This is a genomic window from Rhodopseudomonas sp. G2_2311 (assembly GCF_047501505.1).
GTDB classification, from domain to species: domain Bacteria; phylum Pseudomonadota; class Alphaproteobacteria; order Rhizobiales; family Xanthobacteraceae; genus Rhodopseudomonas; species Rhodopseudomonas palustris_H.
In genome coordinates this window covers 87,242-102,291 of the sequence record NZ_JAZDRK010000005.1, presented here as the reverse complement: position 1 = coordinate 102,291, position 15,050 = coordinate 87,242, and the positions used below count along the sequence as shown (strand labels likewise).

General features: G+C 66.2%; 16 protein-coding genes. 8 read left to right on the top strand and 8 right to left on the bottom strand.

Features of this window, described 5'->3' with window-relative positions; genetic code table 11:
- The first annotated feature begins 65 nt into the window (after positions 1–65).
- Positions 66–704, top strand: a complete 639-nt coding sequence (gene pdxH, locus VRZ08_RS10520; RefSeq protein ID WP_107354543.1) for a pyridoxamine 5'-phosphate oxidase — start codon at positions 66–68, stop codon at positions 702–704.
- Positions 701–1,477 carry an SDR family NAD(P)-dependent oxidoreductase gene (locus VRZ08_RS10515; RefSeq protein ID WP_107343345.1) on the top strand — a complete coding sequence of 259 codons (777 nt, stop codon included), beginning with the start codon at positions 701–703 and terminating at the stop codon, positions 1,475–1,477. Before pdxH ends, VRZ08_RS10515 begins: the two co-directional genes overlap by 4 nt.
- Before the next feature lie 144 nt (positions 1,478–1,621).
- On the opposite strand, the gene VRZ08_RS10510 is transcribed toward VRZ08_RS10515, so the two are convergent.
- From VRZ08_RS10510 to petA, 4 genes are all read right to left on the bottom strand, one after another.
- Positions 1,622–1,846 (bottom strand): hypothetical protein, encoded by a 225-nt coding sequence (locus tag VRZ08_RS10510; protein WP_107354542.1) that lies wholly within the window; start codon positions 1,844–1,846, stop codon positions 1,622–1,624.
- A gap of 90 nt (positions 1,847–1,936) precedes the next feature.
- On the bottom strand, positions 1,937–2,611 hold the full coding sequence (locus VRZ08_RS10505) for a dienelactone hydrolase family protein (RefSeq protein ID WP_414532505.1): 675 nt from the start codon (positions 2,609–2,611) through the stop codon (positions 1,937–1,939).
- 156 nt (positions 2,612–2,767) lie between these two features.
- The gene (locus VRZ08_RS10500; RefSeq protein ID WP_414532504.1) at positions 2,768–4,834 is read right to left on the bottom strand and encodes a cytochrome c1; all 2,067 of its coding nucleotides are present in this window, start codon (positions 4,832–4,834) and stop codon (positions 2,768–2,770) included.
- Between the two features lie 41 nt (positions 4,835–4,875).
- The gene (gene petA, locus VRZ08_RS10495) at positions 4,876–5,403 is read right to left on the bottom strand and encodes a ubiquinol-cytochrome c reductase iron-sulfur subunit (RefSeq protein ID WP_110788225.1); all 528 of its coding nucleotides are present in this window, start codon (positions 5,401–5,403) and stop codon (positions 4,876–4,878) included.
- Positions 5,404–5,679: 276 nt separating this feature from the next.
- Here petA and VRZ08_RS10490 point away from each other — a divergent pair, with 276 nt between their 5' ends.
- The 3 genes from VRZ08_RS10490 (at position 5,680) to VRZ08_RS10480 (ending at position 7,086) form a co-directional block, all read left to right on the top strand.
- On the top strand, positions 5,680–6,135 hold the full coding sequence (locus VRZ08_RS10490; protein ID WP_414532503.1) for a tRNA (cytidine(34)-2'-O)-methyltransferase: 456 nt from the start codon (positions 5,680–5,682) through the stop codon (positions 6,133–6,135).
- Positions 6,136–6,147: 12 nt separating this feature from the next.
- Complete coding sequence (gene queE / locus VRZ08_RS10485) at positions 6,148–6,780, top strand: 7-carboxy-7-deazaguanine synthase (RefSeq protein ID WP_414532502.1); 633 nt, start codon at positions 6,148–6,150, stop codon at positions 6,778–6,780.
- 78 nt (positions 6,781–6,858) lie between these two features.
- Entirely contained in the window at positions 6,859–7,086 is a 228-nt protein-coding gene (locus VRZ08_RS10480; RefSeq protein ID WP_414532501.1) for a YodC family protein, read from the top strand.
- Between the two features lie 129 nt (positions 7,087–7,215).
- Here VRZ08_RS10480 and VRZ08_RS10475 read toward each other — a convergent pair whose 3' ends face one another.
- The 4 genes from VRZ08_RS10475 to VRZ08_RS10460 are packed head-to-tail and all read right to left on the bottom strand — an operon-like array spanning position 7,216 to position 10,014.
- Positions 7,216–8,472 (bottom strand): CCA tRNA nucleotidyltransferase, encoded by a 1,257-nt coding sequence (locus VRZ08_RS10475; protein ID WP_107354537.1) that lies wholly within the window; start codon positions 8,470–8,472, stop codon positions 7,216–7,218.
- A complete protein-coding gene (locus tag VRZ08_RS10470) occupies positions 8,469–8,732 on the bottom strand; it encodes a DUF6111 family protein (RefSeq protein ID WP_107343337.1) in 264 nt (87 codons plus the stop codon). The genes VRZ08_RS10475 and VRZ08_RS10470 overlap by 4 nt, the downstream gene beginning before the upstream one ends.
- Positions 8,729–9,394 (bottom strand): CoA pyrophosphatase, encoded by a 666-nt coding sequence (locus tag VRZ08_RS10465; RefSeq protein ID WP_199851795.1) that lies wholly within the window; start codon positions 9,392–9,394, stop codon positions 8,729–8,731. Before VRZ08_RS10465 ends, VRZ08_RS10470 begins: the two co-directional genes overlap by 4 nt.
- 8 nt (positions 9,395–9,402) lie before the next feature.
- Positions 9,403–10,014, bottom strand: coding sequence for a DUF1285 domain-containing protein (locus VRZ08_RS10460; RefSeq protein WP_264054538.1), 612 nt, complete (start codon positions 10,012–10,014; stop codon positions 9,403–9,405).
- A gap of 233 nt (positions 10,015–10,247) precedes the next feature.
- Here VRZ08_RS10460 and VRZ08_RS10455 point away from each other — a divergent pair, with 233 nt between their 5' ends.
- Genes VRZ08_RS10455 through VRZ08_RS10445 form a run of 3 tightly spaced genes read left to right on the top strand, consistent with a single transcriptional unit; the run spans position 10,248 to position 15,006 of the window.
- The gene (locus tag VRZ08_RS10455; protein ID WP_012494880.1) at positions 10,248–11,252 is read left to right on the top strand and encodes an AAA family ATPase; all 1,005 of its coding nucleotides are present in this window, start codon (positions 10,248–10,250) and stop codon (positions 11,250–11,252) included.
- Entirely contained in the window at positions 11,252–12,184 is a 933-nt protein-coding gene (locus VRZ08_RS10450; RefSeq protein ID WP_414532500.1) for a DUF58 domain-containing protein, read from the top strand. The genes VRZ08_RS10455 and VRZ08_RS10450 overlap by 1 nt, the downstream gene beginning before the upstream one ends.
- A complete protein-coding gene (locus VRZ08_RS10445) occupies positions 12,181–15,006 on the top strand; it encodes a DUF4159 domain-containing protein (protein ID WP_414532499.1) in 2,826 nt (941 codons plus the stop codon). The genes VRZ08_RS10450 and VRZ08_RS10445 overlap by 4 nt, the downstream gene beginning before the upstream one ends.
- Positions 15,007–15,050: the final 44 nt, after the last annotated feature.

Below are 15,050 nucleotides of genomic sequence, written 5' to 3'. Positions count from 1 at the left end.
TTGGACCTATACAGGACCCGCAGCGCGTTCCGGACCGCGGTGAAGCACAAGTCGGATTTCCTCGCATGAGCGACCTCTCGATCAGACCACAGAGTGAGTTAACGCCCGGTGATTTCACCGCGGCAGAGAATCCGTTTGCGCTGTTCGCTGAATGGCTTGCGGAAGCCGACAAATCCGAGCCCAACGATCCGAACGCGATGGCGCTGGCGACGGTCGATCCGGACGGCCTGCCCGACGTGCGCATGGTTCTAATGAAGGGCTATGACGAGCACGGCTTCGTGTTCTACAGCCACATCGCCAGTCAGAAGGGCCGCGAGCTGGCCGCCAATCCGAAAGCCGCGCTGCTGTTTCACTGGAAATCGCTACGCCGGCAGATTCGGATTCGCGGCACTGTGACCCCGGTGACCGACACCGAGGCCGATGCCTATTTCGCCACCCGGCCGAAGCAGGCGCAGATCGGCGCCTGGGCGAGCAAGCAGTCGCAGCCGCTGGAAAGCCGGTTCGCGTTCGAGCAGGCGATCGCCAAGGTGGCGGCGCGCCATCTGGTCGGCGACGTTCCGCGGCCGCCCGGCTGGAGCGGCTGGCGGATCACGCCGTCCCGAATCGAGTTCTGGCACGACCGCCCGTTCCGCCTGCACGACCGCATCGAATTCCGCCGGGACACCCCGGATCACCCCTGGACCAAGACAAGGCTGTATCCATGAGCCCCGACTCCCAAAAGCCGCGCCCGCCCGAGAGCAACGCGCCGCGCCGGACCATGCTCCTGACCGGCGCCAGTCGCGGCATCGGCCATGCGACGGTGATCCGTTTCTCCAGCGCGGGCTGGCGAGTGATCACTTGCTCCCGGCATCCGTTTCCGGAGCAGTGCCCATGGGGCGCCGGGCCGGAGGACCACATCCAGGTCGACCTCGGCGACCGTGCCGACACCCTGCGGGCGATCGACGAGATCCGCGAGCGGCTCGACGGCGGCGCCCTGCATGCGCTGGTCAACAATGCCGCGATCTCGCCGAAGGCTCCCGGCGGTGCCCGGCTCGGCTCGATCGACACCGAACTCGACACCTGGGAGCACGTGTTCCGGGTCAATTTCTTCGCGCCGATCATGATGGCGCGCGGCTTGATCGAGGAACTCAAGGCAGTCAAAGGCTCGGTGGTGAACGTCACCTCGATCGCCGGATCGCGCGTGCATCCGTTCGCTGGCGCCGCTTACGCGACCTCGAAGGCGGCGCTCGCGGCGCTGACCCGCGAGATGGCGGCGGATTTCGGTCCGGTCGGCGTGCGCGTGAACTCGATCGCCCCCGGTGAGATCGACACCTCGATCCTGTCGCCCGGCACGGAAAAGATCGTCGAAGAGCAGATCCCGATGCGCCGGCTCGGCACCCCGGATGAGGTCGCCAAGATCATCTACGTGCTGTGCACCGAGACCTCGTCCTACGTGAACGGCGCCGAGATCCACATCAACGGCGGCCAGCACGTCTGACCCTGAGCCGGCCGCAAACCCGGCACTCTTCCCTCCCGAAAGACCAACGCCCCGCTTCCGATGATCGGAAACGGGGCGTTGCAGACGATCGCATCGAAGGGGTGCGTGCGGCGTGGCGGCTCGGCCACGCCGGTCGTCGTCAAATCAGTCGGCGCGGAACACGCGCGTCGGTCGCCGGCGGGCCGGCGATTGCAGGGCAATGCCGGCACTCGAGCAATCATCCTCCAACTCGTCATCGAGCAGCGCCGCGCCGCAATGCCTGCACCGACGGCCTGCGGCCCCGGCGCCGCGCAGGCCGATCGGCTTGGCGCGGTAGCTGTCGAGGTCGACGACGTTTCGGAGATCCGGGTTTACGACTTTTTCAACCATGCTGTCCTCGTGGCGTAGGCCGACGTTATCGCAGCAAACTGATCTGCCAAGTCTTCAGCCGAAAGCTCAAATTTTACCGGGCTGCCGTGGTCAGGAGAGATGCTTTCCAAAGAACTGCATCGCTCGCGACCACGCGAGTTCCGCCGCTTCGCGGTCGTGAACGGCCGCGCGCTGCTCGTTGACGAAGGCGTGGTCGGCCTCATAGCGGAAGAACTCGGCCTGCTTGCCGGCGGCCTTCAGGCCGGCCTCGAACGCATCCACCACCTGCGGGGTGCACCAATCGTCGCGGTTGGCGAAATGGCCCTGCATCGGCACCCGCACCTCGGACGGCTTGGCCGCCTGCTCCGGCGGAATGCCGTAGAACACCACGGCTGCGCTCAGTTCCGGAATCTTGCAGGCGCCGATCACCGTCACGGCGCCGCCGAGGCAGAAGCCGGTCAGGCCGACCTTGGCGCCGTTGCGTGACAGATAGTTCACAGCGCCGCGCACCGTCTGGGTGGTGGCGTCCATGAAGTCGAGCGAGCTCATCTCTTGATTGGCGGCGTCCGTGTCGTGATACGGCACCACCGTGCCGTTGTAGAGATCGGGAGCGAGCGCATCGAAGCCGGCCAGCGCGAGGCGGTCGGTCAGTCCCTTGATCTGCTCGGACAGGCCCCACCATTCCTGGATCACCACCACGCCCGGCGCCTTGCCGCTGGCGGCGTTGGCGAGATAGCCGCTCGCTTCCTTGCCGTCCGGACGTTTGAAAGTGATCAGCGTGCCCATGGATCCTCCTCGCGGGTTACATGCAATTGCTTTTTATTATTTTGTCCGGAGCAGCCGCCGGATGCAATCGCTGCCAAGCGGCGAACGCCGGAATGCAGACAACAAAAAAGCCCCCGAAGGGGCTTTCCTGTCTCGTTTGTTGGTTTCGTCCGCCGCTTAGTGGACGTTCGACCACACCTTGCGCTTCACGAAGTACAGCAGGCTGGAAAGGATGACCAAGAAGATCATCACCTGCAGACCGAGGCGCTTGCGGGCCTCCATGTGCGGCTCGGCAGCCCACACCAGGAAAGTCGAGATATCCTTGGCATACTGCTCGAGGGTCTCCGGCGTGCCGTCGTCGTAGCTCACCATGCCGGCCTGGATCGGCGGCGGCATCTTGATCGAATGGCCCGGATACCACTTGTTGTAGAACGAGCCGTCCGGGAGACTGAAGCCTTCCGGCGGGGTGTCTTCGTAGCCCTGCAGCAGCGCGGCGATGTAGTTCGGGCCCTGCTCCTGGAACTGGGTGAAGAAGTCGAAGATGAACTGCGGGAAGCCACGCGGATAGGTGCGCGCCTTGGCCAGCAGCGACATGTCCGGCGGAGCCGCACCACCGTTGGCCGCACGGGCAGCCTGCTCGTTCGGGAACGGCGAGTGGAAGGTGTCGGCGAGCCGGCCGGGACGCTCGAACATCTCACCCTGATCGTTCGGGCCGTCCTTGATCTGCGCAGCGGCCGCGATCTCCTTGGCCTGCTCCACGGTGAAGCCCGGACCACCCGGCTCGGCGAGGTTGCGATACTGCAACAGCTTCAGCGAGTGGCAGTTGGAGCAGACTTCCTTGTAGATCTTGAAGCCACGCTGCAGCTGAGCGCGATCGTAGGTGCCGAACGGACCCGCGAAGCTCCACTGCAGCGACGGCGGGTTCTCGCCACCTTCGTTGGCCTTGGCCGGCTGCACGCCGCCGACCATCAGGCCGCCCGCGAACAGCACCGCCACCAGGCCGGCCACGGCCTTGGCGACCTTGCCCTTGTTGAGCACGTCTTCGGCGATCGAGTTCGGCAGCGGCAGAGTCTTTTCCATACGACCCAGCACCGGGAGCACGATCAGGAAGTAGGCGAAGTAGAAGAAGGTGAACACCTGACCGAGCGTGGTGTAGATGCCTTCCGCCGGCTTCGAGCCGAGCCAGCCCAGCATCAGGCAGGTCGCCACGAAGGCCCAGAAGAAGCGCTTGGCCATCGGCCGGTAGCGCGACGAGCGCACCTTGCAGGTGTCCAGCCAGGGCAGGAACACCAGCACGATGATCGCACCGAACATCGCGATGACGCCGGCCAGCTTGTTCGGGATCGAGCGCAGGATCGCGTAGAACGGCAGGTAGTACCATTCCGGCACGATGTGCGGCGGAGTCACGCCCGGGTTGGCCTGAACGTAGTTCTCGGCGTCGCCGAGATAGTTCGGCATGTAGAAGATGAACCAGGAGTAGAAGATCAGGAACGCACAGGCGGCGAACAGATCCTTCATCGTGGCGTACGGCGTGAACGGCACCGTGTCCTTCTCGGTCTTCGGCTCGACGCCGGCCGGGTTGTTCTGGCCGGTGACGTGCACCGCCCAGATGTGCAGCACGACGACGCCGACGATCACGAAGGGCAGCAGGTAGTGCAGCGAGAAGAAGCGGTTCAGGGTCGGGTTGCCGACCGAATAGCCGCCCCACAGCAGCGTCACGATGCTGTCGCCGACGATCGGGAACGCCGAGAACAGGTTGGTGATCACGGTGGCGCCCCAGAAGCTCATCTGGCCCCACGGCAGCACGTAGCCCATGAAGCCGGTCGCCATCATCAGTAGGTAGATGATGACGCCGAGGATCCACAACACTTCGCGCGGCGCCTTGTACGAGCCGTAGTACAGGCCGCGGAGCATGTGGACGTAGACGGCGATGAAGAACATCGACGCGCCCGCCGCATGCATGTTGCGCAGCAGCCAGCCGTAGTTGACGTCGCGCACGATCCGCTCGACCGAGTCGAACGCCATATCGACGTGCGGAGTGTAGTGCATCGCCAGCACGATGCCGGTGACGATCTGCACCGCCAGCATCATCGACAGGATGGCGCCGAACGTCCACCAGTAGTTCAGGTTACGCGGCGTCGGCCATCCCACGAACGAGGAATAGACGAAGTTGCCGATAGGCAGGCGTTCTTCAAGCCACTTCATCGCGGTGTTTTGTGGCTGATAGGTCGAGGGTCCGCTCATGATGCGATCCTAGTAAGCAATGGTACGGCGCACGGGGAACGTCAGCCGATCTGGACTTTGCTGTCGGAGACGAATTGGTAGGGAGGAATCGGCAGGTTGAGCGGCGCCGGCCCCTGGCGGATACGACCGGAGCTGTCGTACTGCGAACCATGGCACGGGCAGAAGAACCCGTCGTATTTGCCCTCGTGCGCGATCGGAATGCAGCCCAGGTGGGTGCAGATGCCGACCACGACCAGCCAGTTCTCGTGGCCTTCCTTGGTCCGCGCCTGATCGGTCTGCGGATCCTTGAGGTCGGACAGCGGCGTGTTGCGCGCTTCTTCGACCTGCTTCTTGGTGCGGTTCATGATGTAGATCGGCTGACCGCGCCAGAACACCTTGATGTCCTGACCTTCAGCGATCGGGGTCAGATCGACTTCGATCGGCGCGCCGGCAGCGATGGTCGACGCGTCGGGGTTCATCTGCGAGATGAACGGCCAAACCGCGGCCGCCGCACCGACGGCGGCAACCGCGCCGGTTGCGATATAGAGAAAATCACGGCGTGTCGGTTCCGCCGAAGCCTCTGTCGTCACGATCCAAAGCCCTTTCATCTCTGCGACCGGCACAGCGCTCTCGGCAAAGCTTGCGAGACGATCGCCCGGGGAGGTCGCGAGATCGGCGGCCTTCAACATGCCCCGGGCCGCTGGTCATGGCCGGTCGGGTAGAACAGACAGTCCAGAATCGTTCTATTGGCACCCTTGCCGGTAGAGCGCAAGCCCGCGAACGGCTAATTGGCGCGCCTCGATCGATTCCAAGATGTGCCATGACACACGGCACGTTATCGTTCAGTTGATAGGGAGCATTACGGGATGCGGATCGCGCTGTTTCAACCCGACATCCCACAGAACACCGGGACTATTCTTCGGTTTTGCGCCTGTTTGAACGTGGAAGCGCACATCATCGAGCCGGCAGGCTTTCCGACCTCCGATCGGCATTTCCGCCGCGCCGGGATGGACTACCTGGATCAGGTGAGCATAGTCCGGCACGATTCCTGGCTAAAATTCGAGCAATGGCGGAAAAACGCGGGTTGCCGGCTGATTTTACTTACGACCAAAGGTGAAAGGCATTATTTCGAACAGCGTTACCAAGCGACTGACGTACTGATGCTCGGCCGGGAAAGTGCCGGGGTGCCGGACGAGGTCGCAGCCGCCGCCGATGCCAGGGTGGTAATTCCTATGCAGCCCGGCCTGCGCTCGCTGAACGTCGCGATGGCGGCGGCGATGGTGACCGGCGAGGCGCTGCGGCAAGTCCAATTCGCACAGTGAGGACCGACGCGGGTGAGCTACGCGGTTAAGGAGATATTTCTAACCCTGCAGGGCGAAGGCGCCCATGCGGGCCGTGCAGCGGTGTTCTGCCGTTTCGCCGGATGTAATCTGTGGACGGGCCGCGAGCAGGACCGCGATCAGGCGACCTGCAAATTCTGCGATACGGACTTCATCGGCACCGACGGCACGCTCGGCGGCCGCTACGCCAGCGCCCGGCTGCTCGCCGACACCATCAGCGATCAGTGGATCGGCGAGATGCGCGATCGTTACGTGGTGATCACCGGCGGCGAGCCGCTGCTGCAGCTCGACGGCGAGCTGATCGCCGCACTGCACGCGCGCGGCTTTGCGATCGGCGTCGAGACCAACGGCACGATCGAGCCGCCGGCCGGCATCGACTGGCTGTGCGTCAGTCCGAAAGCCGGTGCCGAGCTGCGCATCCGCCGCGGCGATGAGTTGAAGCTGGTGTACCCACAGCCGGATGCGATGCCGGAAGACTTCGCGGCGCTCGAATTCGAGCGGTTTTCGCTGCAACCGATGGACGGCCCGGACCGCGACGACAACACCACGCGGGCGATCGCTTACTGTCTGAAGCACCCGCAATGGCGGCTCAGCCTGCAGACCCACAAGATCACCGGCATCAGATAGCTCGCGCCGACGTGATCCGGCTGTCATGACGAATCGCTAGGCTCCTATGCGAGGTCAACAACCGAGCAGGAGCCGACCATGGACTTGAAACCCGGCGATATCGTCATGCTGAAATCCGGCGGCCAGGCGATGACGGTGGCGGAAGCCAGCAACGACAGCGCCACCTGCCTGTGGATGGGCGAAGACGGCGACCTGTTCCGCGAGACTCTGCCGCTTGCCGTGCTCGATTCCATCGCGGTCGAAGTCGACGATGATGAGGACGAAGACGACGATCTCGACGACGACGAGCAGACCAAGGTCGCCTGAACGAGCAGGCTGTCTTCGCCATCACTGACGCGGCCGCGGATCACCAAGCGGCCGCGTATTTTCCGGACCAGCTCAACGCTTAGCGTTACGTCGCTCCGGCGTGTTCGTGCCTGCTGATCGCCGCTTCCGTTACAGCAGATGATCGCGCGCGAATCTTGCTGCGGTCTGATCCGCGATGGTGCGGAGCGCGGCCGGGTCGAGCGGAAAATCGGCCGCCAGCCAGGCATCCTCGGCCAGCGTCAGCACGTGGCCGAGCGCAGGCCCCGCGGCGAAGCCGCGAGCCAGGAAATCAGCAGCCTTCAGCGGAAATGTCGGCGCCTGCCAGCGCTGCGGCAGCGCGATCAGTTGGCGCCACGGCGCCGGATCGGCGCCGAGGCCGGCGCGGGCCCAGGCCAGCATCATACGATCGTGAAACCGCGCTTCACCGAGCCGGTACAGCCGGCGCCGCGCGGTCGCGTCGTCCATCCCGGCAAGACGCCACCAGCGATGCCCCATCGAGTCGAGCCGCTTGGCTTCGACGTTGGAGAGCCGCAGCCGCGATGCGAGCCGCTTGGCATCCTCGGTGACGGCGACCGCCAGCGCACCGAGCCGCCGCACCGCGTCGGGTTCAAGACCAAGGTCACGCTCGGCGGCGATCATCGCCGCGAAGGCGCCGAGATAAGCGACACCGCCGAGGACCGCGAGCAGCAGCCCGCCATCGGCCATCGCCACCACCGAGGCCTCCGCGCCATCGGCGATCATCAGCTTCAGCATCTCCATCCGCAGCCGTTCGGCCGACAGCGTCGCAAGCCCGCTGCGGCCGCGGATGCAGGCGAGATACGCCTCGCGGTCCGGCGCTCCGGCACCATAGGCGGCATGGATGCGGAAGAACCGCAGGATGCGTAAGTAATCCTCGGCGATGCGCTGGTCCGGATCGCCGATGAAGCGCACCCGCCGCGTCGCGATGTCAGCCAGGCCGCCGACATAGTCGTGCACGGTGCCGTCGGCCGACATCGAGAGCGCGTTGATGGTGAAGTCGCGGCGCTGTGCGTCGCGGTCCCAGTCGCGGCCGAACGCCACCTTGGCCTTGCGGCCGAAGGTCTCGACGTCCTCGCGCAGCGTGGTGATTTCGAAGCCGTGCCCGTCGAGCACCAGCGTTACGGTGCCATGCTCGATCCCGGTCGGGACCGCCTTGATACCGCTCGCCTTGGCACGGCGGACCACTTCATCCGGAACCGCGGTGGTGGCGATGTCGACATCGCCGATCGGCTCGCCCAGCAATGCGTTGCGGACGGCGCCGCCGACCACCCGCGCCTCTTCGCCGTCGCCGTTCAGCAGCGCGAGCACCCGCGCCGCCGGTCCCGTGTGCAGCCACGGCGCATCGCTGCGCACCGGCACGTCGGTCATTTCTCCACCCCAGGCACCAGCCTGCCGTTCTCCATATGCGCCGGAACGTAAGTCGATCCCGGCGGTGCGCCCGAATAGTGCACAAGCAGCAGCAAGCTCAAGATCACCAGCACCAGGGCCGTTGCCACCAGCCATCCGACCACGCGAAGCGGCCAGGATGAATGATGCAGCATTGCCGACCGGGTGGCGATCAGGAAGACCGCGTAGAGCACGAAAGGTATGAGGAAAATTCCGACCTCAGTGAGCACCACGCGGATCATGGCAGGCAGACCCGTTCGTACAGCGCGCGCAGGATGCCGGCCGTCGCGCCCCAGATGTAGCGCTCGGCGAACGGCATCGCGTAGTAGGACCGCTGCGCGCCGCGGAATTCCTTGCTGTGCAATTGATGATTGCCGGGGTCCATCAGGAACGCGAGCGGCACTTCGAAGGCGTCGTCGACTTCGGATTTGTTGATGGTGAGTTCGAATCCCGGCCGCACCCGCGCCACCGTCGGCAAAATCCGGAAACCGAAACTGGTGCCATAGACATCGAGATAGCCGATCGGCTCGACATAGGAGCGATCCAGCCCGATCTCTTCCTCGGCCTCGCGCAAGGCGGCATCGAGCGGCGAATTGTCGGTGGCGTCGATCTTGCCGCCGGGAAACGCGATCTGCCCGGCATGATCGTTGAGATGCGCGGCCCGCATCGTCAGCAGCACGGTCGGCTCGGCGTGTTCGACCACCGGAATCAGCACCGCGGCGGGACGGATCGGCCGTTCCTGCGCGATGGTGCGCAGCATCTGATCGTTGCCCGCATCGCCGGTGGCGGGAATCACCCCGGCGTCGGTGAGCGCCGCAGGCACGTCGAACCGCAGCCGGCGCTGGGCCCGATCGAAGAATTCCGCCGAACTGATGCTACCGCTGGCAGACTGCGTTCCCGTCATCGGTCCGGTCAATGCGCTTCCCTCATCAGCTCGGCATCGGCCATGGCGAAGAACGCGCCGCCGGACGCAATGCCGAACATCGGGTGACCATCGACCACTCGCTCCTCGCCGATGTCAACCAGATCGTAATACACCGCCCGCGTCACCTTGGCCCACAGATCGGCGCGCACGTGAAGGTACGGTGTCACTCCGCCATCGTCGGCGACCTCGAACCGCAGGCGGTGGTCGGCGTCACACGTCACCCAATCGTCGACATTGGTGCGGAAACGCAGCAGCGCTCCGCGCTCGTCCGTGTCCTTGACCATTTCGACCGCCAGAAACGGCGCATCGTCGACCTTGATGCCGACCTTCTCGACCGGCGTCACCAGGAAGTGTTTGTCGCCCTCGCGCTTCAGAATGGTCGAGAACAGCCGCACCAAGGCCGGACGGCCGATCGGCGTGCCGAGATAGAACCAGGTTCCGTCCGAAGCGATGCGCATGTCGAGATCGCCGCAGAACGGCGGGTTCCAAAGATGCACGGGCGGCAAGCCCTTGCCCTTGGCGGCGCTCGCCGCGGCCTCGCGCGCAGCCTCGGTGAGGCCGTCGAGATTGTGCGGTGAACTCTGCCCTTGCTTCGCCATTGTTTACCCTGACCCTCGATTTCCAACCCGGCACCCGAGCTGCCCTGTTTCGCCACGCGCGGCTTGTTTTAACTCTCCACAACGTGATCCGCGCCAATCCCGCGATGCTCATAATGTGGGGAAAGATTTGGTGAATGAAACCAGGGCCTTCGCTGTCTCGCGGCGAACAGCCTAACATGCTCCCGGTGAAAACAACCGGCCCGGCGGCGGCCGGTGTGGACAGGAGAGACGATATGGCCGGCGCAGACAGTGTCGAGAAGCTCGAAGACGTCATCGTCCGCTCGGCCGAGCAGGTCGCCGGCGAAGTGCGCGCCGCCAAGGAAGCCATCTCGACCGTGATCTTCGGCCAGGATCGCGTGGTCGAAAATACGCTGGTGACGATTCTGTCCGGCGGCCACGCGCTGCTGATCGGCGTCCCCGGCCTCGCCAAGACCAAGCTGGTGGAAACCCTGGGTGTGACGCTCGGGCTCGATGCCAAGCGCGTGCAGTTCACGCCCGACCTGATGCCATCCGACATTCTCGGCGCCGAAGTGCTCGACGAGACCGCGGCGGGCAAGCGCTCGTTCCGCTTCATCGCCGGCCCGGTGTTTGCGCAGCTGTTGATGGCCGACGAAATCAACCGCGCCAGCCCGCGCACCCAGTCGGCGCTGCTGCAGGCGATGCAGGAGCAGCACATCACCGTTGCGGGCGCGCGGCACGATCTGCCGAAGCCGTTTCATGTACTCGCCACGCAGAACCCGCTGGAGCAGGAAGGCACCTACCCGCTGCCGGAAGCCCAGCTCGACCGCTTCTTGATGGAGATCGACGTCGACTATCCGGATCGCGACGCCGAGCGCCGTATCCTGTTCGACACCACCGGCGCCGAGCAGGCAGCGCCGCGAGCAACGATGAGCGGCGAAACGCTGCTGGCGGCTCAGCGGCTGGTGCGGCGGCTCCCGGTCGGCGACTCGGTCGTTGAAGCGATCCTGTCGCTGGTGCGCTCGGCACGTCCCGGCCCCGACGCCGGCGACCTCGGCAAGCTGATTGCCTGGGGCCCCGGCCCGCGCGCCAGCCAATCGCTGATGATGGCGGTGCGTGCCCGCGCGCTGCTCGACGGCCGGCTGGCACCTTCGATCGACGACGTGCTCGACCTCGCCGAGCCGATCCTGAAGCATCGTATGGCGCTGACGTTCTCGGCCCGCGCCGAAGGCCGCACCATTCCGGACGTGATTCAGAAGCTCAAGAGCCGGATCGGCTGATGGCGCAGGCCGACGAGCATCGCACCCAGGAGACGCTGGCGGTTCGCCGCGCGGACGGAGAAAGCCGTTCGCTGGCTGCGACGTTGCCGCGCCTGATGCTCGAGGCCCGCAAGATCGCCAACAACGTCACGCACGGTTTGCACGGCCGCCGCCGTGCCGGTGCCGGCGAGAATTTCTGGCAATATCGCCGCTTCGTCTCCGGCGAGCCGGCGCAGAACGTCGATTGGCGCCGCTCCGCGCGCGACGATCATCTCTATGTCCGCGAGCTGGAGTGGGAAGCTGCGCACACCGTCTGGCTGTGGCCGGACCGCTCGCTGTCGATGGCGTTCGCCTCCAAAACCGCGCGCGACAGCAAGCTCGAGCGCGGCCTGATCGTGGCGTTCGCGCTGGCCGATCTGCTGGTCGCCGGCGGCGAACGGGTCGGCATTCCCGGCCTGATGAACCCGACCTCGAGTAACAACGTCATCGACAAGATGGCGCAGGCGATCCTGCACGACACCTCAACGCGCAGCAGCCTGCCGCCGTCATTCGTGCCGTCATCGCGGGCCGAGATCGTGGTGCTGTCCGACTTCTGGTCGCCGGTCGGTGAGATTCGGCAGATGCTCGCCGGCCTGTCGGCTTCCGGCGCGCACGGCACGCTGGTGCAGATCGTCGATCCGGCCGAAGAGAGCTTTCCCTATGCCGGCCGGGTCGAATTCGTCGAGCCCGAAGGTGGCGGTGCGATCACCGCTGGCCGCGCAGAGAAATGGGCCAGCGACTACGTCGCTCTGGTCGCCGCGCATCGTGACGCGATCCGTGCCGAGACCTCCAAGCTCGACTGGCTGTTCTCGACCCACACCACCTCGCGCTCGGCCGCCGAGCTGCTGTTATTCCTGCACGCCGGCATGACCACCGCCAAGGATGCCGGCGGCAAAACAGGACGTGGCGCATGATCGGCGCCCTCCCCCTTTCGTTTGCACAGCCGCTGCTGCTGATCGGTCTGCTGGCGCTGCCGGCGCTGTGGTGGCTGCTGCGGGTGATGCCGCCGCGGCCGCGCCGCGTGGATTTCCCGCCGACCCGACTGCTGTTCGACATCGCCCCGAAGGAAGAGACGCCGTCGCGTACGCCGTGGTGGCTGACCGCGCTGCGCATGCTCGCGGCTGCGCTGGTGATCATCGCGCTTGCCGGCCCAATCTGGAATCCGCAGACCGCTGCCGGCGGCAGTCAGGCGCCACTGCTGATCCTGCTCGACGACGGCTGGAGCGCAGCGTCGAGCTGGGAGGCGCGGATCAAGGCCGCCGACGAACTGATCGCAGAAGCCGACAGCGCCCGCCGCGCGGTGGCGCTGGCGCCGCTGTCGGAAACGGCGCGCGATCCGGCCCTGATGCCGGCCGGCACCGCACGAGTATCGCTGCGTCAGCTCGCGCCCAAGCCCTATGCGGTCGAGCGGGTCGAGGCGCTGCCCGGCATCGAACGTTTTCTGAAGACCGCCGGCGATGCCGAACTGGTGTGGCTGACGGACGGCGTCGACACCGGCCGCGGCAATGATTTCGTCACCGGGCTGAACAAGCTGGTCCAGAACCGCAGCGTCACCATCGTTGAAGGCGGCGCCCCACCCGCTCACGCGCTCGCCGCCGCCGAAAACGCCGCGGCGAAGATGACCGTGAAAGTGCTGCGCGCCAACAGCGGCGGCGTCGACGCCGGAGTCGTCCGCGCGCTCGATGCCAAGAGCGCGCCGATCGGCGAAGCCCGCTTCAGCCTCGCGCCCGGCGCCACCGAAACCGAAGCCGCATTCGACCTGCCGGTCGAACTGCGCAACGACATCGCCCGGCTGGAGATCGCCAGCGAGCGCTCCGCGGGCGCCGTGCAGCTACTCGACAAGCGCTGGCGCCGCCGCGCAGTCGGGATCGTGTCGGGCGCCAGCGCCGACACGGCACAGCCGCTGCTCGCGGCGACGTTCTATCTCACCCGTGCGCTGTCGCCGTTCGCCGATCTGCGCCAGGGCGAACGCACCGCCCCGCAGCAGGTGATCGCGCAATTCCTCGACCAGAAGCTGCCGATGATCGTGCTCGCCGATGTCGGCGCGCTGTCCCCCGAAATCCGCCAGCGGCTCGACGCCTGGATCGAACAGGGCGGCGTGCTGGTGCGGTTTGCCGGCCCTCGTCTCGCCCGTCAGGACGAGGACGATCTGGTGCCGGTGAAGCTCCGCAAAGGCGGCCGCAGTCTCGGCGGCAGCCTGACATGGGAGAAGCCGCAGCAGCTCGCTGCGTTCTCCGGCGACGGCCCGTTCGCGGGGCTCGCGGTGCCGAGCGACGTCACCGTCAATCGCCAGGTGCTGGCCGAGCCGGACGCGACGCTGCCCGGCAAAAGCTGGGCTTCGCTCGCCGACGGCACGCCGTTGGTCACCGGCGAACATCGCGGCAAAGGGCTGGTGACGCTGTTCCACGTCAGCGCCGACATGCGCTGGTCGAACCTGCCGATGTCCGGCACCTTCGTCGAGATGCTGCGCCGACTGGTCGACATGTCCGGTTACACCTCGACGCCCGGCGCCGGCGTTGCCGCCGATCCCAACGCCGCCGAGACGGTGTCGCCGCTGCGCACGCTCGACGGCTTCGGCGCGTTCGGCCCGCCGCCGGCCTCGGCCAAGCCGATCCCGGCTGATTATCGCGAGCGCGGCAGCGCCGAGCATCCACCCGGCTTCTATGGTCCCGCCGATGGACCGATCGCCGTCAACGCGCTGGCCACTGCTGACCGGATTGCGCCGCTGGATACGTCGGCGATCAACGCCCGCCGCGCCGCGTACAGCAACGCCGAACCGCGCGATCTGCGCGGCATGCTGCTGGCGTCGTCGCTCGGCCTGTTCCTGCTCGACGCGCTGATCGTCGCCATCCTCGGCGGCGGCCTCGCCGCGCTGCTGATACGCCGCCGCCGCGCCGCGACCGCCGCGCTGGCGCTGATCATCGCACTGCCGCTGGCGTCGATGCCGCTGCCGCTGCGCGCGCAGGGCGCCAAGGACGACTTCGCCATCAAGGCGACTGCACAGACCCACCTCGCTTATGTGATCACCGGCAACGCCGACGTCGACGCCATCGTCAAAGCCGGAATGAGCGGACTGACGCTGTTCCTGGCGCAGCGCACCGCGCTCGAAGCCGGCGAGCCGGTCGGCGTCGATCCGGCGCGCGATGAGCTGTCGTTCTTCCCGCTGATCTATTGGCCGATCGTCGCCGGCGGGCCGAAGCCGCCGCAGGACGCGCTCAACAAGATCGACGCCTACATGAAGCAGGGCGGCACCGTGATCTTCGACACCCGCGACGCGATCGAAGCGCCGCCGGATCCGAACGGGGCATCGCAGACCCCCGGCATGGTCACGCTGCGCGACGTGCTGTCGTCGCTCGACGTGCCGGAGCTGGAGCCGGTGCCGCGCGAGCACGTGCTGACCAAGACATTCTATCTCCTGCGCGACTTCCCCGGCCGCTTCACCGCCGGCCAGACCTGGGTCGAGGCGCTGCCGCGCGAGACCGACGATGACGACACCACCCGCCCAGCGCGCGGCGGCGACGGCGTGTCGCCGATCATCATCACCTCCAACGATCTCGCCGGCGCCTGGGCGATGCGGCCCGACGGCCAGCCGATGCTGCCGCTGACACCAGGCGAGCCGCGCCAGCGGGAATTCGCCTTCCGCGCCGGCGTCAACATCGTGATGTACACCCTGACCGGCAACTACAAAGCCGACCAGGTCCACGCGCCGGCGCTGATCGAGCGGCTGGGGCAGTGATGCAACATCGACAACAATTGAGCGAGGCATCCTTCACCTCTCCC